Origin of the sequence: Phenylobacterium sp., from assembly GCF_024508875.1 — a bacterium.
GTDB lineage: Bacteria > Pseudomonadota > Alphaproteobacteria > Caulobacterales > Caulobacteraceae > Phenylobacterium.
In genome coordinates, this window is record NZ_JANINU010000109.1 from 2,954 (window position 1) to 28,920 (window position 25,967).

Annotated in this window: 25 protein-coding genes; 17 read left to right on the forward strand and 8 right to left on the reverse strand. The window is 69.8% G+C overall.

What is annotated here, in order from left to right; translation table 11 throughout:
- Both Q0L11_RS09550 and Q0L11_RS09555 read left to right on the forward strand, forming a co-directional pair.
- Positions 1-399: hypothetical protein (locus tag Q0L11_RS09550; protein WP_296596912.1), on the forward strand; the 399-nt coding region annotated here is incomplete at its 5' end.
- Entirely contained in the window at positions 396-1,208 is an 813-nt protein-coding gene (locus Q0L11_RS09555; protein WP_296596913.1) for a hypothetical protein, read from the forward strand. The genes Q0L11_RS09550 and Q0L11_RS09555, both read left to right, overlap by 4 nt.
- A gap of 65 nt (positions 1,209-1,273) precedes the next feature.
- Here the strand turns inward: Q0L11_RS09555 and Q0L11_RS09560 are convergent, their stop codons facing one another.
- On the reverse strand, positions 1,274-2,443 hold the full coding sequence (locus Q0L11_RS09560) for an acetyl-CoA C-acyltransferase (RefSeq protein WP_296596914.1): 1,170 nt from the start codon (positions 2,441-2,443) through the stop codon (positions 1,274-1,276).
- Between the two features lie 242 nt (positions 2,444-2,685).
- On the opposite strand from Q0L11_RS09560, the gene Q0L11_RS09565 reads away from it, so the two are divergent.
- Together Q0L11_RS09565 and argJ are read left to right on the forward strand one after the other, a co-directional pair.
- Positions 2,686-3,627, forward strand: a complete 942-nt coding sequence (locus Q0L11_RS09565) for a peptidylprolyl isomerase (protein WP_296596915.1) — start codon at positions 2,686-2,688, stop codon at positions 3,625-3,627.
- Positions 3,624-5,081: a bifunctional glutamate N-acetyltransferase/amino-acid acetyltransferase ArgJ gene (argJ, locus tag Q0L11_RS09570; protein ID WP_296596916.1), complete on the forward strand. Its 1,458-nt coding sequence runs from the start codon at positions 3,624-3,626 to the stop codon at positions 5,079-5,081. Before Q0L11_RS09565 ends, argJ begins: the two co-directional genes overlap by 4 nt.
- Here the strand turns inward: argJ and Q0L11_RS09575 are convergent.
- Positions 5,059-6,972, reverse strand: coding sequence for a glycosyltransferase family 2 protein (locus Q0L11_RS09575; RefSeq protein ID WP_296596918.1), 1,914 nt, complete (start codon positions 6,970-6,972; stop codon positions 5,059-5,061). The genes argJ and Q0L11_RS09575 overlap by 23 nt on opposite strands.
- Before the next feature lie 50 nt (positions 6,973-7,022).
- Positions 7,023-8,450, reverse strand: a complete 1,428-nt coding sequence (locus Q0L11_RS09580; protein ID WP_296596919.1) for a DEAD/DEAH box helicase — start codon at positions 8,448-8,450, stop codon at positions 7,023-7,025.
- Positions 8,451-8,737: 287 nt separating this feature from the next.
- On the opposite strand from Q0L11_RS09580, the gene mutT reads away from it, so the two are divergent.
- Genes mutT through Q0L11_RS09595 form a run of 3 tightly spaced genes read left to right on the forward strand, consistent with a single transcriptional unit; the run spans position 8,738 to position 10,571 of the window.
- Positions 8,738-9,145, forward strand: coding sequence for an 8-oxo-dGTP diphosphatase MutT (mutT, locus tag Q0L11_RS09585; RefSeq protein ID WP_296596921.1), 408 nt, complete (start codon positions 8,738-8,740; stop codon positions 9,143-9,145).
- Positions 9,145-9,561, forward strand: a complete 417-nt coding sequence (locus tag Q0L11_RS09590; RefSeq protein ID WP_296596922.1) for a secondary thiamine-phosphate synthase enzyme YjbQ — start codon at positions 9,145-9,147, stop codon at positions 9,559-9,561. The genes mutT and Q0L11_RS09590 overlap by 1 nt, the downstream gene beginning before the upstream one ends.
- A 2-nt stretch (positions 9,562-9,563) precedes the next feature.
- Entirely contained in the window at positions 9,564-10,571 is a 1,008-nt protein-coding gene (locus Q0L11_RS09595; RefSeq protein WP_296596923.1) for a hypothetical protein, read from the forward strand.
- Here Q0L11_RS09595 and Q0L11_RS09600 read toward each other — a convergent pair.
- Together Q0L11_RS09600 and Q0L11_RS09605 are read right to left on the reverse strand one after the other, a co-directional pair.
- Positions 10,568-11,485, reverse strand: coding sequence for a hypothetical protein (locus tag Q0L11_RS09600; RefSeq protein WP_296596924.1), 918 nt, complete (start codon positions 11,483-11,485; stop codon positions 10,568-10,570). The two genes, Q0L11_RS09595 and Q0L11_RS09600, sit on opposite strands and share 4 nt — an antisense overlap.
- A gap of 103 nt (positions 11,486-11,588) precedes the next feature.
- The gene (locus tag Q0L11_RS09605; RefSeq protein ID WP_296596925.1) at positions 11,589-12,413 is read right to left on the reverse strand and encodes a methyltransferase domain-containing protein; all 825 of its coding nucleotides are present in this window, start codon (positions 12,411-12,413) and stop codon (positions 11,589-11,591) included.
- 115 nt (positions 12,414-12,528) lie between these two features.
- On the opposite strand from Q0L11_RS09605, the gene Q0L11_RS09610 reads away from it, so the two are divergent.
- The 7 genes from Q0L11_RS09610 to clpB all read left to right on the forward strand — a co-directional run bounded on the left by Q0L11_RS09610 (position 12,529) and on the right by clpB (position 21,700).
- The gene (locus Q0L11_RS09610; RefSeq protein ID WP_296596954.1) at positions 12,529-13,185 is read left to right on the forward strand and encodes a ComF family protein; all 657 of its coding nucleotides are present in this window, start codon (positions 12,529-12,531) and stop codon (positions 13,183-13,185) included.
- A 32-nt stretch (positions 13,186-13,217) separates the two neighbouring features.
- Positions 13,218-13,481, forward strand: coding sequence for a glutaredoxin 3 (gene grxC, locus Q0L11_RS09615; RefSeq protein ID WP_296596926.1), 264 nt, complete (start codon positions 13,218-13,220; stop codon positions 13,479-13,481).
- Between the two features lie 164 nt (positions 13,482-13,645).
- A complete protein-coding gene (locus Q0L11_RS09620; protein WP_296596927.1) occupies positions 13,646-14,491 on the forward strand; it encodes a carbon-nitrogen hydrolase family protein in 846 nt (281 codons plus the stop codon).
- A 12-nt stretch (positions 14,492-14,503) separates the two neighbouring features.
- Positions 14,504-14,935 (forward strand): DUF1178 family protein, encoded by a 432-nt coding sequence (locus tag Q0L11_RS09625; protein WP_296596928.1) that lies wholly within the window; start codon positions 14,504-14,506, stop codon positions 14,933-14,935.
- Positions 14,936-15,002: 67 nt separating this feature from the next.
- The gene (locus Q0L11_RS09630) at positions 15,003-16,970 is read left to right on the forward strand and encodes a S9 family peptidase (RefSeq protein WP_296596929.1); all 1,968 of its coding nucleotides are present in this window, start codon (positions 15,003-15,005) and stop codon (positions 16,968-16,970) included.
- Between the two features lie 82 nt (positions 16,971-17,052).
- Positions 17,053-18,972: a S9 family peptidase gene (locus Q0L11_RS09635; RefSeq protein WP_296596930.1), complete on the forward strand. Its 1,920-nt coding sequence runs from the start codon at positions 17,053-17,055 to the stop codon at positions 18,970-18,972.
- Positions 18,973-19,114: 142 nt separating this feature from the next.
- Positions 19,115-21,700, forward strand: coding sequence for an ATP-dependent chaperone ClpB (gene clpB, locus Q0L11_RS09640; RefSeq protein ID WP_296596931.1), 2,586 nt, complete (start codon positions 19,115-19,117; stop codon positions 21,698-21,700).
- A gap of 42 nt (positions 21,701-21,742) precedes the next feature.
- Here clpB and Q0L11_RS09645 read toward each other — a convergent pair whose 3' ends face one another.
- Together Q0L11_RS09645 and Q0L11_RS09650 are read right to left on the reverse strand one after the other, a co-directional pair.
- A complete protein-coding gene (locus Q0L11_RS09645) occupies positions 21,743-22,303 on the reverse strand; it encodes a hypothetical protein (RefSeq protein WP_296596932.1) in 561 nt (186 codons plus the stop codon).
- A 114-nt stretch (positions 22,304-22,417) separates the two neighbouring features.
- A complete protein-coding gene (locus Q0L11_RS09650) occupies positions 22,418-23,149 on the reverse strand; it encodes a PEPxxWA-CTERM sorting domain-containing protein (RefSeq protein ID WP_296596933.1) in 732 nt (243 codons plus the stop codon).
- Between the two features lie 210 nt (positions 23,150-23,359).
- Here Q0L11_RS09650 and Q0L11_RS09655 point away from each other — a divergent pair, with 210 nt between their 5' ends.
- Positions 23,360-23,536, forward strand: a complete 177-nt coding sequence (locus tag Q0L11_RS09655) for a DUF1508 domain-containing protein (RefSeq protein WP_296596935.1) — start codon at positions 23,360-23,362, stop codon at positions 23,534-23,536.
- A 74-nt stretch (positions 23,537-23,610) separates the two neighbouring features.
- Here the strand turns inward: Q0L11_RS09655 and arfB are convergent, their stop codons facing one another.
- Complete coding sequence (gene arfB, locus Q0L11_RS09660) at positions 23,611-24,039, reverse strand: alternative ribosome rescue aminoacyl-tRNA hydrolase ArfB (RefSeq protein ID WP_296596936.1); 429 nt, start codon at positions 24,037-24,039, stop codon at positions 23,611-23,613.
- 243 nt (positions 24,040-24,282) lie between these two features.
- Between arfB and Q0L11_RS09665 the strand changes: the two genes are divergently transcribed.
- Together Q0L11_RS09665 and ilvC are read left to right on the forward strand one after the other, a co-directional pair.
- Entirely contained in the window at positions 24,283-24,798 is a 516-nt protein-coding gene (locus tag Q0L11_RS09665) for a GNAT family N-acetyltransferase (protein ID WP_296596937.1), read from the forward strand.
- A gap of 117 nt (positions 24,799-24,915) precedes the next feature.
- A complete protein-coding gene (gene ilvC, locus Q0L11_RS09670; RefSeq protein ID WP_296596938.1) occupies positions 24,916-25,935 on the forward strand; it encodes a ketol-acid reductoisomerase in 1,020 nt (339 codons plus the stop codon).
- The last annotated feature ends 32 nt before the right edge of the window (positions 25,936-25,967 follow it).

A 25,967-nucleotide genomic window follows, 5' to 3' on the forward strand; every position in this document is an offset into this window, starting at 1 on the left:
TTCGGGGTGGGGCCCAACAACACCTACACCGGGCTCACCGCCGCCAACTGGCCGGATCCGATGCCGGTCGCCCACGTCCACGTCTATGCCGACGTCATCGTGACAGGCTCCTTCGCCGACCCAGCATTCGGAGCCGGCGTCATCGCCTACCACCGGAATCGGACCGCCATGGCGGCCGACTACGTCGTCGACCCCAAGGACTACCTCGAGGCCATCTCCAACGCCGAGTACGCGGCGATGGACAAGGCCGCGCTGCGCGAGACGCACATGCTCGCGTTCCGGCGGCACGACGGCACCGGCCCCGTGGACGCGGACGGCGCCTGGAACACGCTGTCGGCGAGCTTCGACAGCACCGCCACGACCTTCGACAACACCAGCCTCACATGGGATCGCACATGATCGACCTTCTCGACCTCGGTACCCCTGACGCCGGCGACGGCGATGACCTCCGCGCGGGCGGCGGCAAGATCAACTCGAACTTCACCGCGCTCGACAAGCGGCTGAACTACTCGACCTCGGACCCCGCCGCCGGCGACGACAGCGGCGACGGCTATCAGGTGGGCTCGCTTTGGGTGAACACCTCGACCGGCGCGGTCTTCATCTGCCGCGACGCCAGCATGGGCGCGGCGGCGTGGTTCGCCATCGATACCAACCACCCGGGTTTCGCGACGGACGAGTGGTGGTCGCCGTACGACGGCAACGTCGGCGCGGGCAGCACCCTGAACGGGACCACCACCTTCTTCGTGCCCTTCGTCGTGCCGCGGCGCATGGTCGTCAGCCATGTCGGCGCCATGGTGCATTCGCCGGCCGCGGTGAACTGCCGCCTCGGCATCTACCTGGGCGCCAACCGTCGCCCGGTCGGCGCGGGTCCGCTGGCGAGTTGCGCGAGCACTTCGGCCAACACGCAGAACGTCCAGGCGGCGCTGGACGCCTCCCTGACGCTGGAAAAAGGGGTGCTGTACTTCTTTGCCAGCCAGCAGAGCGGCAATCTGAGTTGGGTCGGCGCGATCAACAACATGCGCCATCAGAACCTGATCGGGTCCGCATCCCTGGCCGCGCAGGCGAACGGCGGTTTCAACGTCGGCCTGCACCTGGAGATGTCGAGCACCTACGGGACCTGGCCGGACCTCACCTCCACCAGCCCGTCGGAGGCCATCGGCAACTACGGGCCGATTCCTCACTTCAAGATTTCCGACCCGACGCCGTAGGTCCGGCTGAAACGAAAAGGCCCTCCCGCGAGGGAGGGCCGATCCGCTCTCACCTGCGACTAGGCTTAGAACACCTCGAACAGACCGGCGCCGCCCATGCCGCCGCCGATGCACATGGAGACCACCACGTGCTTGGCGCCGCGACGCTTGCCTTCCTGCAGCACGTGGCCCGCGAGGCGCGCGCCGGTCATGCCGAAGGGATGGCCGATGGCGATGGAGCCGCCGTTGACGTTGTACTTCTCGGGGTCGATGCCGAGCTTGTCGCGGCTGTAGAGGCACTGCGAGGCGAAGGCCTCGTTCAGCTCCCACAGGTCGATGTCGCCGACCTTCAGGCCGTGGCGTTCCAGCAGGCGCGGGATCGCGAAGACCGGACCGATGCCCATTTCGTCGGGCTCGCAGCCGGCGACGGCCCAGCCCTTGAACACGCCCAGCGGCGAGAGGCCCCGGCGCTCGGCTTCCTTGCCTTCCATGATCACCACGGCGGCGGCCCCGTCCGAAAGCTGGCTGGCGTTACCCGCCGTGATGAACTTGCCTTCGCCCATGACCGGAGCCAGCTTCTGCAGGCCTTCCAGCGTGGTGTCGGGGCGGTTGCATTCGTCGCGGTCCACCACGGCGTCGACGATCGACTCTTCCTTGGTGGCCTTGTCCACGACCTTCATCTTGGTCTTCATCGGGACGATCTCGTCCGCGAACTTGTTCGCCTGCTGGGCGGCGGCCATGCGGCGCTGGCTCTCCAGCGAGTATTCGTCCTGATATTCGCGGCTGACGTTGTAGCGCTTGGCCACGATGTCGGCCGTGTCGATCATCGCCATGAAGATCGCCGGGTGCATCTTGGTCAGTTCGGGGTCGAAGTTGTCCTTGCCGGCGCCCATGTTGGGCATGGAGATCGACTCCACGCCACCGGCCACCACCACCGGCGCGCCGTCGTTGCGGACGTGGTTCGCCGCCATGGCGATCGTCTGCAGGCCCGACGAGCAGAAGCGGTTCACGGTGACGCCCGAGGCGCTGACCGGCAGGCCGGCCAGCAGACCCGCCTGGCGGGCGATGTTGCCGCCGCCATGGGCGACGTTGCCCATGAAGACGTCCTCGATGTCGCCGCCGTCCACGCCGGCCTTGGCCACGGCGTGCTTCACGGCGTGCGCGGCCATGGACACCGTGGGCGTCATGTTGAAACCACCGCGGCCGGACTTGGCCAGGCCGGTGCGGGCGTAGGATACGACGACGGCTTCACGCATAGGCAATGCTCCTCCCAACGAATGGATTTTTGAGCCCTCGGTCGGGGCCCGGAAAATTCGCGGGCACTTTGGCGCCCCGGGCCGGAAATAGCCAGCGGGCGGACGTGAATTCGAGTTCCGGTCTGGTTCGCGGGCCGCAGTTGCGCCGCGCGCGAAAGGACTTTCCCTTTCGCAGGCCGCGATCTAGGGGGACGTCTGGCGTCGCGAACGCCACCGTTTCCCGATCCTCGCAGGGAGATCCCGTGGCCGCGCGTCTGGTCCGCACCGCCGGTTTGATCGCCGCGCTCCTCGTGGGCGTCGCGGCCTGCGACCGCGCGGGCGAGAGCACGGCGCCGCCCGAACGGGGCGACAAGGCGGTGGCCAAGGTGGACGGCCGAACGGTCTGGGCCTCGGACGTGAAGCGCGAGGCCGTGGCGCAGGGCCTGATCGGAGAGGGCGAGCCCCTCGACGCCTCCTCCGAGCTGTTCCGCCAGATGATGGACCAGGTGATCGACCAGAAGCTGCTCGCGGCCGAGGCGCGCCGGCGCAAGCTGGACAAGGACCCGGTGGCCCAGCGCCGGCTCGCCGCCGCGCAGGACCGCATCCTTGGCGACATGCTGGTGGAGACGACCGTCTCCGACGCGGTCACCGAAGACAACATCCGCGGCCTCTACGAAGAGCAGCAAAAGCTGGCGAAGCGTTCGGAGGAGATCCGCGCCCGCCAGATCGTGCTGGCCACCGCGGCCGAGGTGGAGCAGGCGCGAAAGCTGATCGCGGCGGGCGCCAGCTTCGAGGCCCTGGCCATGGAAAGGTCGCGCGACACCGCCACCCGCTTCAATGGCGGTGACCTGGGCTATTTCACCGCCGACGTCATGCCCGAGGCCTATGACGCGGCTCTGAAGGGCGCCAAGCCGGGCCAGCTCATCGGCCCCATTCCGGTCGCGGCCGGGTTCGCCCTGGTGAAGGTCGAGGACGTGCGCCAGGAGCAGCCGATCCCGTTGGACGCCGCCCGGCCACAGATCGTCCGGTTCCTCACCTACGACCGCATCCGCGACCTGCTGGAGAAGCTTCGCGCCAAGGCCAAGGTCGAGAGCCTGATCAAACCCGAGGCGGGCGCCCCGAAGCCCGTGCCGCCGGCCGATGCGCCGAAGACCGCGCCGGCCGCCCCCACTGCAACGCCCCAGATCAAGGGAGCCGTAAAATGAGCCGCAAGCCCGCCAAGCCCGCGGCGAAGTCCGCGCCGGTCAAGTCTTCCAGCAAGCCCGTCGAGGTGGTCGGCCACGCGGTCGAGCGCGCCCTGGACCCGCTGACCAGCGCCTTGAAGCGCGCCGGCCTGAAGCGCGCCGACAAGGCGGCGTCGGCCTTCGACGACCACGCGCCCGCCGCTCCGGCCGCGCCGCCCACGGGCAAGGTGGACAAGGCGGCCATGCCGGTCTCGCCGCTGGCCGTCTCGTTCCCGCGCATGAAGCCGATCCGCGGCGTCACGATGGCGACCGGGCGGGCGGGCTTCTACAAGCACGAGCGGGACGACCTGCTGGTGATGAACTTCCCCGAGGGGGCGAGCTGCGCCGGCGTGTTCACCCGCCACGGCGTGGGCTCGGCGCCGGTCGACTGGTGCAAGCGGCACTTGGAGGTCACCAAGGGCGAGGGCGTCCGGGCCCTGGTGGTCAATGCCGGCTGCGCCAATTCCTTCACCGGCCGCCCGGGTGCGGACGCGGTGCGCCGCGTCGCCTCGGCGGTGGGCAAGCGCTTCGACTGCCGACAGCGGGACGTGATGGTGGCTTCCACCGGCGTGATCGGCGTGCTGCTGGACGACGCCAAGATCACCGCGCGCCTGCCCGACCTGGAGCATCACCTGACCGAAGACGGCTGGGGCGGCGCCGCGCGCGCCATCATGACCACCGACACCTTCCCGAAGGGCGCCTACGCCGAGGCCGACATCGACGGGACGAAGGTGCGGATCGGCGGCATCTGCAAGGGCTCGGGCATGATCGCGCCGGACATGGCGACCATGCTGGCGTTCGTGGTCACCGACGCGGCGATCACTCCGGGCGCCCTGCAGAACCTCTGCAATCTCTATACGCGCAACACGTTCAACGCGGTGACGGTGGACGGCGACCGTTCGACCAACGACACGTTGCTGTTGTTCGCCACCGGTCAATCGGGGGCTGCAAAGATCAGCCGCGCCGGCGACCGGCGCCTGGCCGACTTCCGCGACAAGCTCGAACGTGTCCTGATGAACCTGGCCCACCAGCTCGTCCGTGACGGCGAAGGCGCCACCAAGTTCATCAAGATCACCGTAACGGGGGCCGAGAGCGCGGCCTCCGCCCGCAAGATCGCCCGGTCCGTGGCCGACAGTCCGCTGGTGAAGACCGCCTTCGCCGGCGAGGACGCGAACTGGGGCCGCATCGTGATGGCCGTCGGCAAGGCCGACGAGCCGGTGGACCGCGACTCCATGAGCGTGAAGTTCGGGCCGCACTGGGCGGCCCAGGACGGCCTCATCGCCAAGAGCTACGACGAGGCGAAGATGAGCGCCTACATGAAGAAGCAGGAGCTAGAGGTCAGCATCGACGTCGGCGTCGGCCGCGCCAGCTCGACGGTCTGGACCTGCGATCTCACCAAGCGGTACGTCGAGATCAACGGCGACTATCGGTCCTGAGCCACGGCGGGACCCGATCGGGCGGCTCGCCCAGCCGGTAGTTGGTGAAGCGCTTGTCGAACACCGGGCCGTAGAACGGGTCGGCGTCGAGCACCGGGCCCCATCGGTCGCGCATGACGCGGATCTCGGCCTCGAAGCGCGCGACCTTCTCGGGCGCGAGGTCGGAGCCGCGGCTGGCGCTTTCGTGGTGGTAGAGCTCGGCGAAGGGCGTCCAGACGATGTCGTAGCCGGCGGCCCGCACCTTCAGGCACAGGTCCACGTCGTTGAAGGCGACCGCGAGGTGGCCCTCGTCCAGGCCGCCGACGCTGTCGTAGACCGCCTTGCGGATCGCCAGGCAAGCGGCGGTCACCGCCGAGACGTTGCGCGCCAGCCGCAGGTGGCCCTGGTAGCCCGGATGGTTCGAACCCGCGCCGGCATAGAGGTGGCCTGCCACCCGCTCGGCCACGTCCCCCACGCCCAGGACGACGCCGGCGTGCTGCACCGTGTCGTCGGGATAGTAGAGCTTGGCCCCCACCGCGCCGACGTTCGGACGGATCGCCTGGGCGACCATCTCGTCCAGCCAGTCGGGGCGGATCATCGAGATGTCGTTGTTGAGCAGCACCAGCACCTCGCCCTTGGCCTCGGCGGCGGCGCGATTGTTCAGGCGCGAGAAGTTGAACGGCCCCGGCGCGCGGACGATGCGGACGCGCGGGTCGGCGGCCAGCCGCTCGAACAGGGCATGAGTCGCGGGCTCCTCGCTGCCGTTGTCGACGATCAGCAGCTCCAGCGGCGCGTAGGCGGTGTTCGCCAACACGCCTTCGGCCACCTGGGCCACGAGGTCGGCGCGGTCGCGGGTGGGGACGATCACGCTGACCAGCGGCTTCGGATCGGGGAGGGGCCGGCGCACGCGGAGCCATCGTGCGGTCAGGTCCAACTGCTCGACGGCCCCGGCCTGGCCGGTGCGGGTAAGGTGTTCGGACACGGCCCGCGCCGCCGAGGCCGCGCACTCGGCCGCCCGCGCCCGCGAGAACGAGCCCTGCCGGCCCTGCCAGCGCCAGTGGTAGAGCACCCACGGGATATGTCGGATGCGGGCCGGCGTCGCCCGCTCGGCGGCGCGCAGCACCAGGTCGTGGTCCTGGGCGCCCTCGAAGCCCTCCCGGACCCCGCCCAGGTCGGCCAGCAGGTCGTGGCGGATGACGGTCAGGTGGTTCACCGCGTTGACGCCCAGCATCAGCTCGGCGTTCCAGTCGGTCTTGTGGTGCGGCTGGGACCGGCGGCCCTTCTCGTCGATCTTGTCCTCATCGGAGAAGATCAGGTCTGCGTCGGGATGGGCGTCGATCTCGGCCGCCACCTCGTATAGCGCGCGTTCCGCCAGCAGGTCGTCGTGGTCGAGGAAGGCGACGAACCGGCCCCTCGCCAGAGCCAGGGCGGAGTTGGTCGCGGCCGCGATGCCGCCGTTGGTCTCGCGCCGCACCAGCTTGATGCGCGCGTCCTGGGCCGCCAGGTCCGTCAACGCTGTCCAGGTGGCGTCGCCGGGGGAGGCGTCGTCCGCGATACAGAGCTCCCAGTGCGGGTAGAGCTGCGCCCGCACGGACGAGACCGCCTCGTGCAGCAGGTACGGGTCCGACCTGTAGGCGGCCATGACCACCGAGATCGTCGGCCGCTCGGCGAACCGGTCGATGTGGTTGCGGATCGCGTCGCGGTCCTCATCCGACAGCGTGTCATGGGCCGCGATCCAGGCGGCGTATTCCTTGTCGGTCTGAGCCTGGGGTCCGACCACGCTGCGGACGAAGCGCTCGCCCCAGCGCGTCTTGATGATCTGCAACGCGATCTGGTGGACCGCCCAATGCACGGGCGGCCATCGGCGCACGACGCCGAGGGCTGAAACGGTGGTGTCGCGAAGGCGGCTCATCGGGCTGGCCGAGGGTTAGCCGCCTTCGGGACTGCGGGGAAGTGGCGGACCTAGCGGTTCGACCACACGCCAGCGGACGCGCCTTGCGACCTGGCGCCGCCGCCACCGCCACCGCGGCGATTGCGACGCGGGCCCTTGAAGGCCGGCTTGGCGTCGGCCTCGGCGCGCTGCGGACGCGCGTCAGGGCGGCCTTCAGGGCGGCCTGGCTTGGCGTCGGCATGGTTGCGGTTGCGCTTGGGAGCATGACCGCCGCGGTGCGGCTGGGTCCGGCCGCCGCCGCGCGTGTCCACCCGGTCGGGCTTGCCGCCGGCGTCGGGCAGGGCGGCCGTGGCCGCGCCCAATTGCTTGTCGTTGCGGCGGTCGAAGCTGGGGATCCGCTGGCGGGTCACCTTCTCGATGTCCTTCAGCAGGTTACGCTCGTCGTCGGCGCAGAACGCCACGGCCGAGCCGTCCTTGCCGGCGCGCGCCGTGCGGCCGATCCGGTGGACATAGGCTTCCGGCACGTTCGGCAGCTCGTACTGAACGACGTGGCTGACCGCGTCGATGTCGATGCCGCGCGCCGCGATGTCGGTGGCGACCAGGGCGCGGACATCGCCGGCCTTGAACGCCGCCAGGGCGCGCTCACGCTGGCCCTGGCTCTTGTCGCCGTGGATCGAGACCGCCTCGACGCCCACCTGCTCCAGGCCCTTGGCCACGCGGTCGGCGCCGCGCTTGGTGCGGGTGAAGACGATGACGCGCTTGAAGCCGGCGTCGTCGAACAGTTCCGCCAGCAGGGCCCGCTTGCGCTGCTGCTCGACGAACAGGACGCGCTGGTTGATGCGCTCGACGGTCGTCGCCTGAGGCGTCACCGACACCTTCAGCGGGTTGGGGTTCAGGATTTCGGCCGACAGCTTCTCGATCTCGCTCGGCATGGTGGCCGAGAAGAACAGGTTCTGCCGCACGCGCGGCACGAACTTGATGATCTTCCGGATCGGGACAATGAAGCCCATGTCCAGCATCTGGTCGGCTTCATCGAGCACCAGGATCTCGACGCCCTCCAGGGTCATCGACTTCTCGGCGAGGTGGTCGAGCAGGCGCCCGGGCGTGGCGACGAGGATGTCGACGCCCGGCGCCATGGCGCGCATCTGGCCGCCGTACTTCACGCCACCGAAGATCACCGCGACGCTGACGCCCATGTGCTTGCCGTACGACTTGAAGCTCTCTCCGATCTGGGTCGCGAGCTCGCGGGTCGGCGCCAGCACCAGCACGCGCGCGCTGCGGCGCGGGGCGGGCTTACGGTTCTCGGCCAGTCGATGCAGGATCGGCAGGGCGAAGGCGGCGGTCTTGCCGGTGCCCGTCTGGGCGATGCCCAGAAGGTCCTTGCCGGTCATCACGCCCGGGATGGCCTGGGCCTGGATCGGGGTGGGGGCGGTGTAGCCCTCGTCGGCCAGCGCCTTGAGCAGCGGCTTGGCCAGGCCAAGGTCAGTGAATTGGGTCAAACGATAGTCTTTCGCGTATGCGCCGGACACGACCTTCGCGGTCTTCCGCGGGTCGCCAGGCGCCGGTCTTTGGGGAGGCGCCCCGCGTGATGGGCGCATCGGGTGAGAAAACCTCACGGCGCTCGACAGGCTGAGCTTCGAAAAGAGGCCCCACGCGGCTGGAACGCAGATAGCGCTCGGGAAGAGCGCGAGCTGCACATCGGGGTTTGGGACGGTGAAGTCAACCCACGGGGGACGAATGCGCCCGGTAGTTGCCTTTTGGCCGCAGGGCGTGGGAAGCACGCTGCATGACCGACAAGCGCATGGTTCTGGTGGCGGCCGCCGCCCTCGTCGATATCGACGGGCGGGTGCTGATCTGCCAGCGGCCCGAGGGCAAGCAACTGGCCGGCCTGTGGGAATTTCCCGGCGGCAAGGTCGAGCCGGGCGAGACGCCCGAGGCCTGCCTGATCCGTGAGCTGGAGGAGGAGCTGGGCATCAAGGTCAGCCACGCCTGCCTGGCGCCGTTCGTGTTCGCGAGCCACGAATACGAGAGCTTCCATCTGCTGATGCCACTCTACCTCGTCCGGAGGTGGGAGGGGCGGGTGACCAACCGGGAACACAAGGCCATGGCCTGGGTGAAGCCGAACGAGATGGACCGCTACGAGATGCCGCCGGCCGATGCGCCGCTGGTGGCCTGGCTGCGGGACCTGATCTGATGCGCCAGGCGGTCCGAATCCTCGACGTGCCGACACCGGGCCAGGGCCTGCACGAGATCACCGCGGAAGTCGCCGCCTGGGTCGGCGAACAGGAGATGACGACGGGTCTCCTGACACTCTTCTGCCGGCACACGTCGGCGTCGCTGGTCATCCAGGAGAACGCCGATCCCGCCGTCCGCGCCGACTTGCAGGACTGGGTCGCCCAGGTGGCGCCGGAGAGCCGCAACTGGCGTCACCAGGACGAGGGGCCCGACGACCTGCCGGCCCATCTGCGCAGCGTGCTGACCGGCGTCCAGCTCTCGATCCCGCTGATCGGGCGGCGGCTGGCGCTGGGGACGTGGCAGGGGATTTACCTGTTCGAGCACCGCAAGCGCCCGCACCGGCGCGAGGTGGCGCTGCACCTGCTGGGAGCCTGACGATGCTGCGAGTCCTCTTCGCCGCGGCGGCGCTGCTCGCGCCGATGCCGGCCCAGGCCGCTTGGAAGCCGGTCAACCTGCAGAAGGATGTCACGCTGCGCGCCGTGGCGGTGACCGGGCCGGCGGGCTTCGCGGTCTCGGGCTCGAAGGGGACCTACGCCGTGACGGCCGACGGCGGCGCCACCTGGCGCTTCGCGGCCCCACCGGAAAGCGCCGAGCTCGACTTCCGGGGCGTCGCCGCGCTGGACGGCAAGACGACGGTGCTGATGAGCGCCGGCGAGGGGCCGCTTGGGAAGGCCAGGCTGTTCCGCACCGGGGACGGGGGCAAGACGTGGACCCTGACCTTCGAGACGCGGCTGCCGGACAGCTTCCTCGACGCCGTGGCGTTCCGGAACGCGCGCGACGGCTATGTGCTCGGCGATCCGATCGACGGCCGCTGGTTCCTGTTGCGCACGCGCGACGGCGGCAAGTCCTGGGCGCGCTTGCCCGGTCCGGCGGTCGAGGCCGGCGAGGCGGCCTTCGCGGCCAGCAATTCGGCGCTGTTCCTGGGACCGGGGCGCGAGGTCTGGATCGTCTCGGGCGGCCTCGCCAAGGGGCGGATCGCCCACTCGCGCGACGACGGCGGAGACTGGGACGTGATCGAGGCGCCGTTGGCCGGTTCGCAGACCGCGGGCCTGTTCGGCGGATTGGCGCTGGGCCGGAACCGCGCCGTGGCGGTGGGCGGCGACTACAAGGACGAACTGCGCGCCGGCGAGATGATCGCGCTGGTGGGCGAGGTCGATATCTCGATCCCGCCCCACGAAGGCACGCCGCGTCTGCTCGAGGGCGTCGGCCGGCTGGACGCCAAGACGCTGATCGCCGTCGGGCCGCGCGGGACGTCCATCAGCGGCGACGACGGAGAGACGTGGCGCCAGGTCGACACGGAAGCCTTCCACGCCATTGCCTGCCGGGCCGGGACATGCGTCGCGGCCGGCGGCAAGGGGCGCGTCGGGGTCTGGACGAAGGATTAGTCGAGGCTGGCCCGGCGCATGGATTTCGCCGGCTTGGTCGCGTCGACCACGCACTGACCCGGATCCTTCATGGCGTGTACGCCCAGGCAGTAGATGTCCTCGTAGTGGGTTCCGGCGGCCGCCAGGCACTGGTGGTAGTTCAGCTTGGCGATGCGCAGGCATTGCCCGGCCCTGGGTTCGCTCAGGAGCGAGCGGGCGGCGCCGTCCTGGCCGAGGACCGTCAGCGCCGCGAGCGCCACGCCGCGCGCCACTACGGGGCTGGCCCCGCCACGGCGGCCGCCCTCCAAGATCGCCGCCGTCAGCCGCGCCCGGTCCGCCGCCTCGGGCCGATAGCCGGCGGCCTGCTTCACGGCCGCAAGCCGCTGCGCGCCATTCGTGAGGCGGGCGCGGGACCACGGCTGGCGCTGGACGCTGTAGGACGCCTGCTTCACCCGCGCGCCGGCGTCGGCCAGGGCTTCGCCCCGCCGGGCGAGGGCGGCGTTGGCGCGCTGGGCCGCCGCGAACCCGCCGGGCAGGTCGAGGGCGGTCTCGGGATCGGTGGTGAGTCGCCGGGAGACGTCGCGGCCCTTGGCCTTCACGCCCGCCACGAAGGAGGGCTCCTGCATGGCGGCCAGCGCGGCGTAGGCGATCATCCCCGCCTCCAACTCCTTGGGCTCGTAGCCCGCGCCGGTTCGCAGTCGTTCGGCGATCTCGCCGGGGTTGGCGAAGGACGGATCGATGGCCGACGCGCGGCGCGTGTAGGCCTCGAAGGCGCTGGCGCGACTGGCCAGGCCCCCGTCGATACCCGGGCTCGGTCCCCTGGCGACAGGAGCCGGGCCCAGCCCCTTGCGGGGCGGCGCGGAGCTCGTGGCGCAGCCGGCGAGCGTGATGGCGATCGTCGCGCTGGCAAGAGCGCGGATAGTCCTTGGGCGCATGTCAGTCCCCCTGACGAAACCGCCCCCCGATGACGCGAGCTTGGCCTTGGACGGCCCGGCCAGCGCCGTGGCGGACTGTCACACCCACATGGTTATCAAAGGCTTATGGCAGAGCTTGCGCCGGCGCCCAGCCCGTCATGGTGAGGATTTCGAAGGTCGCCGGGATGCGGCCGTCGGAAGCCCCGAACTTCTCGACGTAGATCTCGAACGTCCGCTGCAGCAGCGCGCGGGTCAGTGGCTTGGGATGGCGGTCGGCCAGCACGCTGGTCTCGCCCATCTGGCGCAGGTCGGCCAGGAGCTTCAGCGGGTGCTCGTAGGTGACGGTCACCTTATCGATGTCGGTGACCGGCTGCTGGAACCCGGCGCGCTGGAGCAGGCTGGCCGCATCCTGGGCGTCCGCGAAGGGCGAAACCCGGCTGCCGGCGCCGCCCAGGATCTCGCTCTCGGCGGCGACGAGCGACTGACGCAGCTCCGTGAGGGTCACGCCGCCGAGGAACGCGCCGATGAACAAGCCGTCCGGCTTCAAGGCGCGGCGCACCTGGATCAGGGCGCCGACCACATCGTTCGTCCAGTGCAGGCCGAGGGTGGAGACCACCAGGTCCAGGCTGGCGTCGGCGAACGGCAGCCGCTCCTCGTCGGCGACCAGGCGCAGGCCGGGACGGCCCGCCAGCATGCGGTGCGAGAGGTCGGATTCGATCAGCGTACCGACCTTGCCCGGCGCTTCTTCGGCCAGCGCCTCCGCGAAGGCGCCGCCGCGGGCTGAGAGGTCGACGGCCACGCTGAAGCTGCGCATGATAGGCGCCAGGCGCTCGGCCACGTCATAGGCGGCCCGGCGCTGAAGGAAGTCGGCGTTCGCGTAAGCCCGGGCCGCGCGGTCCAGGCGTTTGCGGTGCAGGGCGCGGTCGAACAGGAGCGGTGGGGCCGGCATGGCCGCGGAAGATGGCGATTTCGCCGCCGGTTGGAAGCCTAAAGTCCAGGCGGCCTGGCGCGTGGCGCTGGACATGCTGTTTCCGCCCCAAGCCCTGGACGGCGGGCCGCGGCCGATGGCCGGCGGATTTTCGGGCGCCGCCTGGAGCCGGATCCGGTTCCTCGACGGCCCGGTCTGCGACGGCTGCGGGGTTCCCTTCGAATACGACCCGGGCGCGCGGTGCGGGGCGTGCCTCGCCAAGCCGCGAGCATTCGACGCCGCCCGCGCCGCCTGCATCTACGACGAGGTCTCGCGCGACCCGATCCTGAAGCTCAAGCACGCCGATCGCCTGGACCTAGCGCCGATGCTGGCGCGCTGGATATCGCGCAGCGCCCGCGAGTTGATCGAGGAGGCCGACGCCATCGCGCCCGTGCCACTGCACCCGTTGCGCCTGCTGCGCCGTCGCTACAACCAGGCCGCCGAGATCGCCCGGCCGCTCTCGGTCCTGACGGGAACACCGTACCTGCCCGACGCCCTCGTGCGCCGCCGCGCCACCGCCACCCAGGCCGGGCGGTCCGGCTCGGGCCGCAAGCGCAATGTCGCGGGCGCCTTCGAGGTCCCGGAGGCGCGGCGCAAGCAGGTGGAAGGCCTGCGCATCCTGTTGATCGACGACGTGCTCACCACCGGCGCCACGGCGGAGGGCTGCGCGCGGGCGCTGAAGGCCGCCGGCGCGGCCCGCGTCGATTTGGCCGTGGTGGCCAGGGTTCAGGCCGTGGCCGGACTCACCATATGAACCCAAACCAAGAGGTGTTTCGTTAGAGCCCCATGAGCCAGCCCGTCACCATCTACACCAAGCCGTTCTGCCCCTATTGCATCCGCGCGCTGTCGCTGCTGGAACAGAAGGGCGTGGCGTTCACCGAGATCGAGGCCGCCTTCGACCCCGAGAAGCGCCAGGAGATGATCCAGCGCGCCGGCGGCCGCGCCACCTTCCCGCAGATCTTCGTGGGCGACCGACACATCGGCGGTTGCGACGACATGATGGCCCTCGAACGCGAGGGTAAGCTGGACCCGCTGCTCCAGGCGGCCTGAGGGCTTTCCCTCCCCGTCGGGGAGGATGGCGAGCCCCCGGGTCCGGCCGAACGGCCGGCCCGAGGACAGGCTCCGCGAGACGGGTCGGGAGGCCACGACCGGGTGCGGAGCGTGATCGAGTATTCCCCACCCGTCTGCTCGCTTCGCTCGCATCCGCCCTCCCCATGACGGGGAGGGAAAAGTACAACGCCCCCATGAAGATCGCCCTCGTCCAGACCCGAACGCCAGCCACGCAAGCTGCCGCGCTGGCCCACGTCCTTCCGCTTGTCCGTGAGGCGGCGGCCGGCGGGGCGCGCCTGATCGTGACGCCCGAGGGGACCAACATCCTGCAGAAGCACCGCGAGACGCTGCTGCCGCAACTGACGTCGCTGTCCGATGACCCGGTGGTGAACGGCCTGCGCGAGGCGGCGAGCGACCTCGGCGTCTGGATCGACATCGGCTCGGCCCTGGTCCTGCGCGAGGACGGCAAGGTCGCCAATCGCCAGGTGCTGATCGATCCGCACGGCGCGATCGCAGCCACCTACGACAAGCTGCACATGTTCGACGTGGACCTGCCCACGGGCGAGACGGCGCGCGAGTCCGAGACCTACGAGCCCGGCGACCGCGCGGTCGTGGCCGACGTGGACGGGACCAGGCTGGGCCTGACCATCTGCTACGACCTGCGCTTCCCGGCGCTGCACCGGGCGCTGGCCATGGCGGGTGCGACGGTGCTGACGATCCCCGCCGCGTTCACCCGACCCACGGGCGAGGCGCACTGGGAGGTGCTGATGCGCGCCCGGGCGATCGAGACCGGGTCGTACGTGCTGGCCGCCGCGCAGGGCGGCTTCCACGAAGACGGCCGCGGCACCTGGGGCCGCTCGCTGGTGGTCGAGCCCTGGGGCCAAGTCATTGCAAAGCTTGACCATGACGAACCCGGCGTGCTTCTGGCCGACCTCGATCCGGCCGCGCCTTCGAAGGCGAGGGCGGCCATCCCCGTGCTGACCAACGCGCGGGCCTTCACAGGTCCCTGAAGCTCTCTCCCGATGATCCGCTACGCGCTCACTTGCGATCACGACCACGAATTCGAGGGCTGGTTCGGCTCGTCCGCCGACTTCGACGACCAGCAGGGGCGCGGGTTGCTGGAATGCCCGATGTGCGCCTCGAAGCAGGTCCGCAAGCAGATCATGGCCCCGGCCGTCGCCGGCACCAAGAAGACGGTCCGCGAAGTCCCGGCCGCCAAGATGCAGGCGATGATGATGGAAGCCGCTGGCCGCATCCGCGCTCATGTGGAAGAGAACTTCGACGACGTGGGCGACGCCTTCGCTTCCGAGGCCCGCGCGATCCACGAAGGCCGCGCCGAGGACCGCGGCATCTATGGACAGGCGAGCCCCAAGGAGGTCCGAGAGCTCGTGGAGGACGGCGTCCCCGTCGCCCCGCTGCCGCCCGAGCCGCTCAAGAAGGGCGACCTGAACTAGCGCGCTTGCGGCGCGTCGCCGCCCACGGCAATCTCGGATTGCATCAGGTGGGGGCCTGTTCCGGACAATGAGTTTCAAGCGTCTTCTGATCGCCCTGGCGCTCGCGCTGGGCCTGGGCGCCGCCGCGCACGCGGCGCCGCTGTCGGCCTACGGCGGGTTGCCGTCGGTGGAATCGGTCGAGATCTCGCCGGACGGCGCGCTCTTGGCCACCATCACCTACGACGGCGAACAGCGCAGCCTCACCATCGCGCCCGTGACGGGCGGTGCGCCGCAGAGCTATTCGGTTGGCGCGGCCAAGGTGAGGCGGCTGGACTGGGTCGGATCGGACTACCTGATCATCAGCACCTCGCAGACCGCGGCGATCCCGTTTCTGATTGGCAACCGGCGTGAGTATTCGCGCGCCTTCGCCCTGAACCTGGCGACGCGCAAGCTGCAGCCGTTGCTCGACAAGTCGCCAGCCCGTTCGCAGACCGGCACGCATTTCCGAGACAACAGCACCGCGGCGATTTGGGCGTCGATGAACGTGCTTGCTGCGCCCCCCGAGGTTCGAGACATCGCCGGCCAGCCCGCACTGTTCCTCACCAGCATCAGCTTCGCAGGCTCGTACGCCGTGCTGACGATCATCCGCGCGGACCTGAAGACGGGGGCGCAGAAGGTCGTCCAGCTCGGCGATCCGGATACGAACGCCATCCTGCTGGGGCAGGACGGCGCCCCGGTGGCCAAGACCGACTACGACCGGCAGACAGGGCGCTGGTCGCTTCGCCTTCGGCGTCCGAACGGTGGCTGGAGCGAGGATCGGGTCACAAGCGCGAAGACCGAGGAGCCGGTGCTAATCGGGCTGGGCCGAGATGGCCAGTCGGTCGTGATCGCCGAGCAGGGCGACAGCGGGTACCTGATCCGCGAGATCGCGCCGGATGGAACGGCGGGCGAGCCGTTGGACGTGCGGGATGCGGACGGCCCGATCTTCGATCCGGACACCCATCGGCTGATCGGCGTCTACGCTCTCGTGGGCGACGAGCACCGCTACACGTTCTTCGATCCCAAGGACCAGAAGTCGTGGGATGCTGTAAGGGAGGCCTTCAAGGGCGACCGTGTCCAACTCGAGTCTTGGAGCCGTGACCGGCGCAGGATTGTCGTCCTGGTGGACTCCGCGGTCGAGGGACCTGGCTACGCGCTGGTCGACCTCGCGGCGCGCAAGGCCGAGTGGCTTGGCGCGCGATACCAGAAGCTGCTGCCTGAGGACCTGTCGCCGGTGCGGGCGATCCGGTTCAAGGCCAAGGATGGTCTCGACCTTACCGGCTACGTCACGCTTCCGGCTGGGAAGCCGCCGCGGAACCTCCCGCTGGTGGTGCTGCCCCACGGGGGGCCGGCGTCGCGTGACGAGCCGGGCTTCGATTGGTGGGCGCAGGCCATCGCCTCCCGCGGCTATGCCGTGCTGCAGGTGAACTTCCGGGGCTCCGACGGCTTCGGCTGGCGCTTCACCCAGGCGGGCTTTGGCCAGTGGGGGCGCAAGATGCAGACCGACCTCTCGGACGGCGTGCGCTACCTCGCCGGCCAAGGGACTATCGATCCGAAGCGGGTCTGCATCGTCGGGGCCAGCTATGGCGGCTACGCGGCGCTGGCCGGCGCGGCGTTGGATCCGGGCGTCTATCGCTGCGCCGCCTCCATAGCGGGCTTGTCGGACCTGCGCCGCTTCGTCGACTGGTCGCGCCGCCAGAACGGCATCGGCGCCCAACGTTACTGGACGCGCTTCATGGGCGCGGAAGCCAGCAGCGATCCGGCCCTCGCAGAAATCTCTCCCATCGACCACATCGACGCCATCACTGCCCCGATCCTCCTGATCCATGGGCAGGACGACACGGTGGTGCCCATCGAGCAGAGCCGAATGATGGCCGAGGCGCTGACGCGTGCCGGGAAGCCCGTCGAGTTCCTTGTCCAGAAGGGCGAGGACCACTGGCTGTCGCGAGGTGACTCCAGGCTCCAGATGCTTACGGCCACCATGGCCTTCGTGGAAAAGCACAATCCGCCGAACTGAAGGCGCCGCCCGGAGGCGGCGCTCGCTTGCAGAGCCTCCCGTCTCTCGGCAATCTCGGATTGCGACGCGTGAGGACGCCAGGATGAGTATCAAGCATTTCGTCGTCGCCCTGGCGCTGGCCTTTGGGCTGGCCGCCCTCGCGCACGCGGCGCCGCTGGAGGCTTACGGCAAGCTGCCGTCGATCGAGGCGGTCTCGGTCTCGCCCAGCGGCAAGCAACTGGCGATCGTCACGACCAACGGCGAGAGCCGGATCATCATGGTCCACGACCTGGTGAGCGACAAGATCACCCTGCGGGCCGGAACCGGGACGGTGAAGGTGCGCAGCGTCCAGTGGGCGGGCGAGCAGCACCTCGTCCTGGTGACGTCCGTCACCGCCGCGCCGATGTTCATCCTGAACGCCCGCCGCGAATGGGCCATGGCGTTCACCCTGGACCTCAAGACGGGCAAGGTGCGTCCGCTGCTCCGCGACGTCTCCGAGGCGATGAACACCATCGCCGGCCAGCCGGTGGTGAGGGACTACAAGGGCGAGCCCACCGTCTATCTGCAGGGCGTGAAGTTCGTCGGCGGCCGCGGCCGCCTCTCGCTGTTCCGGATCGACCTCGACACCGGCGCGAGCCGGATGGTCTCGGAGGGCGCGGAAGACACCCGCGACTGGCTGGTCGGGCCGGACGGCGAGGCGCTTGCGGAGGAACGGTACGACAGCCGCTCGGGGCGATGGAGCCTGCGGTTGCGCAGCGGCTCGGGCTGGCGTGAGGTGCAGGCCGCCACCGCGCCGCTGGACCGTCCGTACCTCGTGGGCCTGGGCCGCGACGGCCAGAGCGTCCTCTACGCGATCAACGACACCGGCAAGGCGGCCTCCTGGCGCGAGGCGCGGGTGGACGGGGCCGCCGCGTCGGACCCGATCGTGGCCCTGGACGACCAGGCGCCGCTCCGCGACGCGCAGGACGGCCGCCTGATCGGGCACGCCGTCCTGGTGGGCGACGAAGCCCGCTACACCTTCTTCGACCCCATGGACGCCAGGGTCTGGAGGGCGGTGGTCGCGGCCTATCCGGGCGAGCGGGTGTCGCTGCAGTCGTGGTCGGCCGACCGGCAGAAGATCGTGGTGCGCGTGGACTCGCCTACGGAGGGCCCGGCGTACGCCATCGTCGACCTCGCCACGCGCAAGGGCCGATGGGTGGGCGCCGAGTACAGCGGCTTGAAGGCGGCCGACATCGGCGCCCAGACCCCCGTGCGCTTCAAGGCGGCCGACGGGCTGGAGCTGACCGGCTACCTAACCCTGCCGCATGGCTCATCCGGCAAGAACCTGCCGCTCATCGTGTTCCCCCATGGCGGGCCGGCGGCGCGCGACGAACCCGGCTTCGACTGGTGGGCCCAGGCCATGGCGTCCCGCGGCTACGCCGTGCTGCAGGTGAACTTCCGCGGTTCCGACGGCCTGGGTGGCCGACTGCTCACCGCCGGCTACGGCGAATGGGGCCGCAAGATGCAGACCGATCTGTCCGACGGTGTTCGGTACCTTGCGGCCCAGGGGACGATCGACCCCAAGCGGGTCTGCATCGTGGGCGCCAGCTACGGCGGCTATGCAGCCCTCGCCGGCGCGACGCTGGATCGGGGCGTGTATCGTTGCGCGGTGTCGGTGGCCGGCGTCGCCGACCTGCGCAAGCAGGTGGCCTATTCCCGTACGCGCGGCGGCCTGCCGAGCGAGCGCTACTGGAACCGCTTCATGGGCGCCGAGGATCGCAAGGACGAGGTGCTCGACCTTTATTCGCCCGCGCAGCAGGCGGCCAAGGCCTATATCCCGGTGCTGCTGATCCACGGCAAGGACGACACCGTGGTGCCGATCGAGCAGAGCCGCGCGATGGCCGACGCGCTCAGCGCCGCGGGCAAATACTACGAGCTCGTCGTGCAGGCCGGGGCGGACCATTGGCTGTCCCGCGGCGACACGCGCCTGCAGACCCTGACCGCCACCATGGCCTTCGTCGAGAAGTACAATCCGCCGAACTAGAGGGCGCGCCGCCGCCCAACGGGGGCGGAGCAGATTCCGCGCAGCCGCGCCTTGTGTGGCCCCGGCGCCACACTACATCGAGCGCATCGGTGACTGCGCTTGATCAAGGCGGTCGCCGGCGATCCGCCTATCGAGGGGAAGCATGAACATCGACATCTATTCCGACCGCGCCAAGCAGGCGATCCAGTCGGCACAGAGCCTCGCGCTCGCCCGACGGCACCAGCAACTGGCGCCCGAGCACATCCTGAAAGTCCTGCTGGAGGAACGCGACGGCCTCACCGCCTCGCTGATCCAGAGCGCCGGCGGCCGGCCGCCCGAGGTCGACAAGGCCGTGGAGGCCGCTCTGGGCCGCATCCCGAAGGTCGAGGGCGGCTCGGGCCAGCTCTACATGAAGCCCGAGACCGCGCGCGTGTTCGCCGAGGCGGAGCAGGGCGCCAAGGCCGCTGGCGACGCCTTCGTCACCACCGAGCGGCTGGTGATCGCGCTCGCCAAGGAGGGGGGCGAAGCGGCCAAGCTTCTGAAGGACGCCGGCGTCACCGCTAAGGGTCTCGAGGACGCGGCCAGCGCGATGCGCAAGGGCCGCACCGCCGACAGCGCCTCGGCCGAGGAAGGCTACGACGCGCTGAAGCGCTACGCCCGCGACCTGACCCAGGCCGCCAAGGACGGCAAGCTGGATCCGGTGATCGGCCGCGACGAAGAGATCCGCCGCACGATCCAGGTGCTCAGCCGCCGCACCAAGAACAATCCCGTGCTGATCGGCGAGCCCGGGGTCGGCAAGACCGCCGTGGTCGAAGGCCTGGCCCAGCGCATCGTCAACGGCGACGTGCCGGAGGGTTTGAAGGACCGCAAGCTGCTGTCGCTCGACATGGGGGCCCTGATCGCCGGCGCGAAGTATCGCGGCGAGTTCGAGGAGCGGCTGAAGGCGGTGCTCAACGAGGTCACGGCCGCCGAAGGCTCGATCATCCTGTTCATCGACGAGATGCACACGCTGGTCGGGGCCGGGAAGAGCGATGGGGCGATGGACGCCTCCAACCTGCTGAAGCCGGCCCTGGCGCGCGGCGAGTTGCACTGCGTGGGCGCCACCACGCTCGACGAGTACCGCAAGCACGTCGAGAAGGATGCCGCGCTGGCCCGCCGCTTCCAGCCGGTGATGGTGGACGAGCCGTCGGTCGAGGACACCGTCTCGATCCTGCGTGGCTTGAAGGAGAAGTACGAGGTCCACCACGGGGTGCGCATCTCGGACAGCGCCATCGTGGCCGCGGCGACCCTGTCGAACCGCTACATCACCGACCGCTTCCTGCCCGACAAGGCGATCGACCTGGTGGACGAGGCCGCCAGCCGCGTGCGCATGGCGGTGGACTCGAAGCCCGAGGAACTGGACGAGATCGACCGGCGCGTCGTGCAGCTCAAGATCGAGCGCGAGGCCCTGTCGAAGGAGACCGACGCGGCGTCGAAGGCCCGCCTCGAAAAGCTCGAGGAGGAGTTGGACGACCTCGAAGGCCAGTCGGCCGAGATGACCGCCCGCTGGAAGGCCGAGAAGGAGAAGGTCACCTCCGCGGCCCAGGCCCGTGAGGCCCTGGACCGCCTGAAGGCGGAATTGGGCGTCGCTCAGCGCCAGGGCGACCTGCAGCGGGCGTCCGAGATCGCCTATGGCGAGATTCCGCAGCTTGAGAAGCGCCTGGCCGAGGCGGAGGCCGCCGAAGGGCAGGACGAACAGATGACCCCCGAGGTCGTCGACGCGGAACAGATCGCCGCGGTCGTCAGCCGCTGGACCGGGGTTCCTGTCGAGAAGATGCTGGAAGGCGAGCGCGAGAAGCTGCTGCGTATGGAAGACGGCCTGCGCGGCCGGGTGGTCGGCCAGGAAGAGGCCCTGGTGGCCGTCTCGGACGCGGTCCGCCGGGCGCGCGCCGGCCTGCAGGATCCGAACCGGCCCATCGGCTCGTTCCTGTTCCTGGGCCCGACGGGCGTCGGCAAGACCGAGCTCACGAAGGCTCTGGCGGAGTTCATGTTCTCGGACGAGCACGCGATCACCCGCCTCGACATGAGCGAGTACATGGAGAAGCATTCGGTCAGCCGCATGATCGGCGCGCCTCCCGGCTATGTCGGCTACGACGAGGGCGGGGCGCTGACCGAGAGCGTGCGCCGCCGGCCGTACCAGGTGGTCCTGTTCGACGAGGTCGAGAAGGCCCACCCGGACGTGTTCAACGTGCTGCTGCAGGTGCTGGACGACGGCCGCCTGACCGACGGTCAGGGCCGCACGGTCGATTTCCGCAACACCCTGATCATCATGACCTCGAACCTGGGCAGCCAGTTCCTGGCCGAGCTCAACGACGGCGAGGACGTGGAGAAGGCCCGGCCCGCGGTCATGGACGTGGTGCGCCACCACTTCCGGCCCGAGTTCCTGAACCGGATCGACGAGATCATCCTCTTCAAGCGGCTGGGCCGCGCGGAGATGGACGGCATCGTGAAGATCCAGCTTCAGCGGGTCGAGAAGCTGCTGGCCGATCGCCGCATGACGCTGAGCCTTGACGATGCGGCCCTGCACTGGCTGGGCGACCGCGGCTACGACCCCGTCTACGGGGCGCGCCCGCTCAAGCGCGTGATCCAGAAGGAGCTGATCGACCCCATTGCCCGCAAGCTGCTGGCGGGCGAGCTGGAGGATGGCTCGGTGATCGGCGTGCAGCCGGGGTCCGACGGCCTGGAGATCGGCCGCGCCAAGGTGCACTGAAGCAGGAAGGAGCGCCCGCCGGTTCGCCGGCGGGCGTTTCCGTCAGAGGACGACCGGCGTCGTCCGGCCGCCGCGGACCACCACTCGCTTCATCAGCGCCACGGTCTGACCGCCGCCCGCGGCAGGGCGCGCCACGGTGATTGCGTACCAGGCCCCGTCCGGCAGGCCGCCGAAGGCGAACTGATCGGCGTCGTCGCAGGTCGTGCGCTTCACATAGGGACCGGCGTCTCCCGCCGGAGCATTCGGCGTGCGGGCTCGGACCTCGTCGGCGGGCAGGGCCGCGGCGGTGGTCGAGCCGTACAGAGCGGCCATGCGGCGGCTGGACCAGGGCGTCTCGGGGGTCAGCACGACGGCCGAGCCGGCGCAGGTGTAGCGGGCGGCGCCTTGGCGATAGGTCACGCGCCCGGCGATGATGTTGGCGCCCGCGCGCTGCGACCAGGCGAAGTCCTGCGCCGAGAACTTCGCGCCGCCGTTCATCGGCGGCGGGGGCGGGGGCCGCGAGACAGGACCACCCGGCGGCGGCGGGCCCAGGCTGGGTGTGCACGCTGAGGCAAGAAGGGCGGCCGCGAGGGCGCCGAGGAGCGGAAGGCGGGGGGCGAACATGAGCGGCATCTTATAGGCGAATGCGCCTAAACCTTGCCACCCGCATCGTCCCGCCACGGACAAAGACGCCCGCCGCAGGGGCGGGCGTCTTGCCATCGTCGCCGGTGCGATCGGTCAGGCGAGGGCGGCGCGGCGACGGCGCAGCATGGCGCCAGCGGCGCCAAAGCCCGTGATCATCAGCGCCCAGGCGGCCGGTTCCGGCACGGGGGCGGAGGTGAAGGCGTCCCGGGCGGCGACGTTGTAGGTCTGGCCGGTGGCCCCGTCGTAGATGTCGGCCGCGAACCACCAGCCCCCCGAGTTGGAGGTGAAGTGATTGCCCGTGCCGGTGGAGAGCAGCTTGCCGGTGCTCGGGTTGAACGTGGCGCCCACGCCGGCGAAGCTCAGCCCGCCGGCATTGTAGACGGTGAAGATCAGCGGCGGGGCGTCGCCGTTGGCCTGGCCATTGCCCTCCTGGCCGTTCTTCGGGCCGCCGTGGATCACACAGCAGGCGATCTTGTCGATGAACGTCCCGAACGGGGTCGCGGTGTAGGATCCGTCGCCCGCATAGGAGAAGTCCTGGGCGCCGGTGTTGTTCACGGTGATCGTGCTGGCCGCGGGGAGGTTGAACAGGAAGGGATCGTGCGGACCGCCCGTGTTGACGAACAGCGAGTTCGGGTTGGCGAGGGTCACCGTGATCTTGACGGTGTTGGCGTCGAGTTCGTTGAGGGTGACCGTGCCGTACGGCGTCTGCGCGCCGGTCAGGCCGTCCCGGTACTCGAGTTGCGAGGTGTAGGTCAGGGCCGAGGCGGCGCCCGCCGAACCCAGGGACACGGCCCCGACGACGCCGATGAAGAGAGTGCGGAGCATCCTGTCGTCCAATCTGAAAGCTGTTTCGTTTCGGCTCCGGCCCCGGGGGAAGCCTGCAGCGTGCTCCCTGACTTGCAGGGCGCGTGCCGCAGGTCGGGAGGCCGGGGGCGGCGGTTCGCCGCAGGGGCTGCGCATGGCGGCGCGGTCGCCGTAGCGCCGTCCCGGACTCCGGCTTAAGCTCAGGCGCGCAACGTCACTGGGAGGCTTCCGATGGCCCACAAGTTCGAAATCTACAAGGACAAGGCCGGCGAGTTCCGGGTCCGCTTCAAGTACAATTCCGAGGTGATCTTCTCGACCGAAGGCTATGCCTCGAAGTCCGGAGCCAAGGACGCCATCGAGAGCATCAAGAAGTACGTCGGCGCCGCCGAGGTGGTCGAGGCCGAGTAGCCCCGTTCTTGCCCCGCAGGGGGGAGGGGGCTTCCTCACGGCAGTTGAGGACCCCCTCAGTCGGCTGTGGGAGCCTAGTCGTCTCCCCTTGGCTTGCCGCGCATCGCTTTCACGCCTGACCGCTTGGACTTGCCTTCCAGGCGCTTGAGCTTGGAGGCGTAGGTCGGCCTGGTCTTCTTTCGCGGCGGGGGCGGGGGCTTGGCGGCCTCGCGGATCAGGTCCAGCAGGCGTTCCATTGCCGCCTGGCGGTTCATCTCCTGACTGCGGTGCTCCTGGGCGACCAGCACCAGCACGCCGTCCATGGTCAGGCGGTTGCCCGACAGCTTGTAGAGTCGCGCGCGAACGGGCTCCGGCAGGGACGGCGAGCCACGCACGTCGAAGCGCAGCTCGATCGCGGTCGAGACCTTATTGACGTGCTGGCCGCCCGGGCCGGACGCGCGAACCGCGCGAACCTGCACCTCGTCGTCGTCCAGCCACAGGCTCTGGGTCACCTCGATGGGCATGGTCCCGGAATGACACGGTTTGGTCTGGCCGACGAGAGATGCGCCGTGCTAAGGCGACGCCATGCGTTCGTTCGCGCTCCAGCTCGTACTCCTTATTCCGACCGCCTCCGGCGGGCCGGTGAAGGATGTCGTGCGCTAGGAGCTTCCAGCGACCGCAGACCGAACACCAGCCCCGCCGGGATCCGGACGGGGCTTTTTCTTTGGCCCCGTTCCGCCCCGGCCCCACCGGAGGAGACGAGACCGATGGGTCCGCCCGATCCAGACGAGCCCGAGATCGTCGTCCGCGCCATGGAGCCGGAGGACGTGCCCGACATCGCCGAGCTATTCAGCCAGCCACAGGCGATCTGGGGCACCATGCAGCCGCCGTTCGTGTCGGTGGATCAGCGCCGCAAGCGCTTCCTCGAACTCGACCGCAACAACGTCATGCTTGTCGGTGTCGTGGGCGGCAAGGCGGTGGGCTCGGTGGGCCTGCACCGGCAGACCCCGCATCGCCGCAGCCACGCGGCCGGGATCGGCATGGCGGTCCATGACGCCTACGCCGGCCGCGGCGTCGGCACGGCCCTGATGGCGGCGGTCGTCGACCTGGCCGAGAGGTGGTGGAACATCCGCCGGCTCGAACTGGAGGTGTACGCCGACAACCAGCGCGCCATCGCGCTGTACGAGCGCTTCGGCTTCGAGCGGGAGGGGCTGCACCGGGCGCACGCCTGGCGCGACGGCGCCTACGCCGACAGCCTCAGCATGGCGAGGGTGTGGCTGTGACCCTGCGTCTCCCCACGCCTGCCTTGACCTTCCGGCAAAAAAACGCTTCACACCCCCGGCTTTGCTGCGACGCCGTTGCGCGGATGCAGCAGGTTTCATTGTCCTAGGAGAACAAACATGCGCGTCTACTACGACCGCGACGCCGACATTTCCCGCATCCTGGACAAGAAGATCGCGGTGGTAGGCTATGGCAGCCAGGGCCGGGCCCATGCGCTGAACCTCGTCGATTCCGGCGCCAAGAACGTCGCCATCGCCCTGAAGCCGGGTTCGGCCACCGCCAAGAAGGTGGAAGCCGACGGCCTGAAGGTCATGACCGTGGCCGACGCCGCCAAGTGGGCCGACGTGCTCATGGTGCTGGCCCCCGACGAATTGCAGCGCGGCATCTACAACGCCGAGATCGCCCCCAACATCCGCGACGGCGCGGCGCTGCTGTTCGCCCACGGCCTGAACGTCCACTTCGGCCTGATCGAGCCCAAGTCCACCGTCGACGTCTTGATGGTCGCGCCGAAGGGCCCTGGCCACACGGTGCGCGGCGAGTACCAGAAGGGCGGCGGCGTGCCGTGCCTGATCGCGGTCCACCACGACGCCACCGGCGGCGCCATGGACCTGGGCCTGGCGTACGCCTCGGCGATCGGCGGCGGCCGCTCGGGCATCATCGAGACCAACTTCCGTGAGGAATGCGAGACCGACCTGTTCGGCGAGCAAGCCGTTCTGTGCGGCGGCCTGGTCGAACTGATCCGCGCCGGCTTCGAGACGCTGGTCGAGGCGGGCTACGCCCCCGAGATGGCCTACTTCGAGTGCCTGCACGAGGTGAAGCTGATCGTGGACCTGATCTACGAAGGCGGCATCGCCAACATGAACTACTCGATCTCCAACACCGCGGAGTATGGTGAGTACGTCACCGGCCCGCGCATCGTCACCGCCGAGACCAAGGCCGAGATGAAGCGCGTGCTGGAGGATATCCAGTCGGGCCGCTTCGTGCGCGACTTCATGCAGGAGAACGCCGTCGGCGCCCCGTCCTTCAAGGCGACCCGCCGCCGCGGCTCGGAGCATCAGATCGAGGAAGTGGGCCAGCGCCTGCGCGCCATGATGCCTTGGATCACCAAGAACAAGCTGGTCGACACCGCGCGGAACTGATCACGTCGCGCGCCATCCCTGCGCACGCGGGG

Excerpts from the sequence above, each read along its gene's own strand:
- Q0L11_RS09555 (WP_296596913.1), top strand. The coding sequence starts at position 396 with ATGATCGACCTTCTCGACCTCGGTACCCCTGACGCCGGCGACGGCGAT.
- Q0L11_RS09560 (WP_296596914.1), bottom strand. The coding sequence starts at position 2,443 with ATGCGTGAAGCCGTCGTCGTATCCTACGCCCGCACCGGCCTGGCCAAG.
- argJ (WP_296596916.1), top strand. The coding sequence starts at position 3,624 with ATGAGCCGCAAGCCCGCCAAGCCCGCGGCGAAGTCCGCGCCGGTCAAG.
- Q0L11_RS09575 (WP_296596918.1), bottom strand. The coding sequence starts at position 6,972 with ATGAGCCGCCTTCGCGACACCACCGTTTCAGCCCTCGGCGTCGTGCGC.
- mutT (WP_296596921.1), top strand. The coding sequence starts at position 8,738 with ATGACCGACAAGCGCATGGTTCTGGTGGCGGCCGCCGCCCTCGTCGAT.
- Q0L11_RS09590 (WP_296596922.1), top strand. The coding sequence starts at position 9,145 with ATGCGCCAGGCGGTCCGAATCCTCGACGTGCCGACACCGGGCCAGGGC.
- Q0L11_RS09595 (WP_296596923.1), top strand. The coding sequence starts at position 9,564 with ATGCTGCGAGTCCTCTTCGCCGCGGCGGCGCTGCTCGCGCCGATGCCG.
- Q0L11_RS09600 (WP_296596924.1), bottom strand. The coding sequence starts at position 11,485 with ATGCGCCCAAGGACTATCCGCGCTCTTGCCAGCGCGACGATCGCCATC.
- Q0L11_RS09605 (WP_296596925.1), bottom strand. The coding sequence starts at position 12,413 with ATGCCGGCCCCACCGCTCCTGTTCGACCGCGCCCTGCACCGCAAACGC.
- Q0L11_RS09610 (WP_296596954.1), top strand. The coding sequence starts at position 12,529 with ATGGCCGGCGGATTTTCGGGCGCCGCCTGGAGCCGGATCCGGTTCCTC.
- grxC (WP_296596926.1), top strand. The coding sequence starts at position 13,218 with ATGAGCCAGCCCGTCACCATCTACACCAAGCCGTTCTGCCCCTATTGC.
- Q0L11_RS09620 (WP_296596927.1), top strand. The coding sequence starts at position 13,646 with ATGACGGGGAGGGAAAAGTACAACGCCCCCATGAAGATCGCCCTCGTC.
- Q0L11_RS09625 (WP_296596928.1), top strand. The coding sequence starts at position 14,504 with ATGATCCGCTACGCGCTCACTTGCGATCACGACCACGAATTCGAGGGC.
- Q0L11_RS09630 (WP_296596929.1), top strand. The coding sequence starts at position 15,003 with ATGAGTTTCAAGCGTCTTCTGATCGCCCTGGCGCTCGCGCTGGGCCTG.
- Q0L11_RS09635 (WP_296596930.1), top strand. The coding sequence starts at position 17,053 with ATGAGTATCAAGCATTTCGTCGTCGCCCTGGCGCTGGCCTTTGGGCTG.
- clpB (WP_296596931.1), top strand. The coding sequence starts at position 19,115 with ATGAACATCGACATCTATTCCGACCGCGCCAAGCAGGCGATCCAGTCG.
- Q0L11_RS09645 (WP_296596932.1), bottom strand. The coding sequence starts at position 22,303 with ATGTTCGCCCCCCGCCTTCCGCTCCTCGGCGCCCTCGCGGCCGCCCTT.
- Q0L11_RS09650 (WP_296596933.1), bottom strand. The coding sequence starts at position 23,149 with ATGCTCCGCACTCTCTTCATCGGCGTCGTCGGGGCCGTGTCCCTGGGT.
- Q0L11_RS09655 (WP_296596935.1), top strand. The coding sequence starts at position 23,360 with ATGGCCCACAAGTTCGAAATCTACAAGGACAAGGCCGGCGAGTTCCGG.
- arfB (WP_296596936.1), bottom strand. The coding sequence starts at position 24,039 with ATGCCCATCGAGGTGACCCAGAGCCTGTGGCTGGACGACGACGAGGTG.
- Q0L11_RS09665 (WP_296596937.1), top strand. The coding sequence starts at position 24,283 with ATGGGTCCGCCCGATCCAGACGAGCCCGAGATCGTCGTCCGCGCCATG.
- ilvC (WP_296596938.1), top strand. The coding sequence starts at position 24,916 with ATGCGCGTCTACTACGACCGCGACGCCGACATTTCCCGCATCCTGGAC.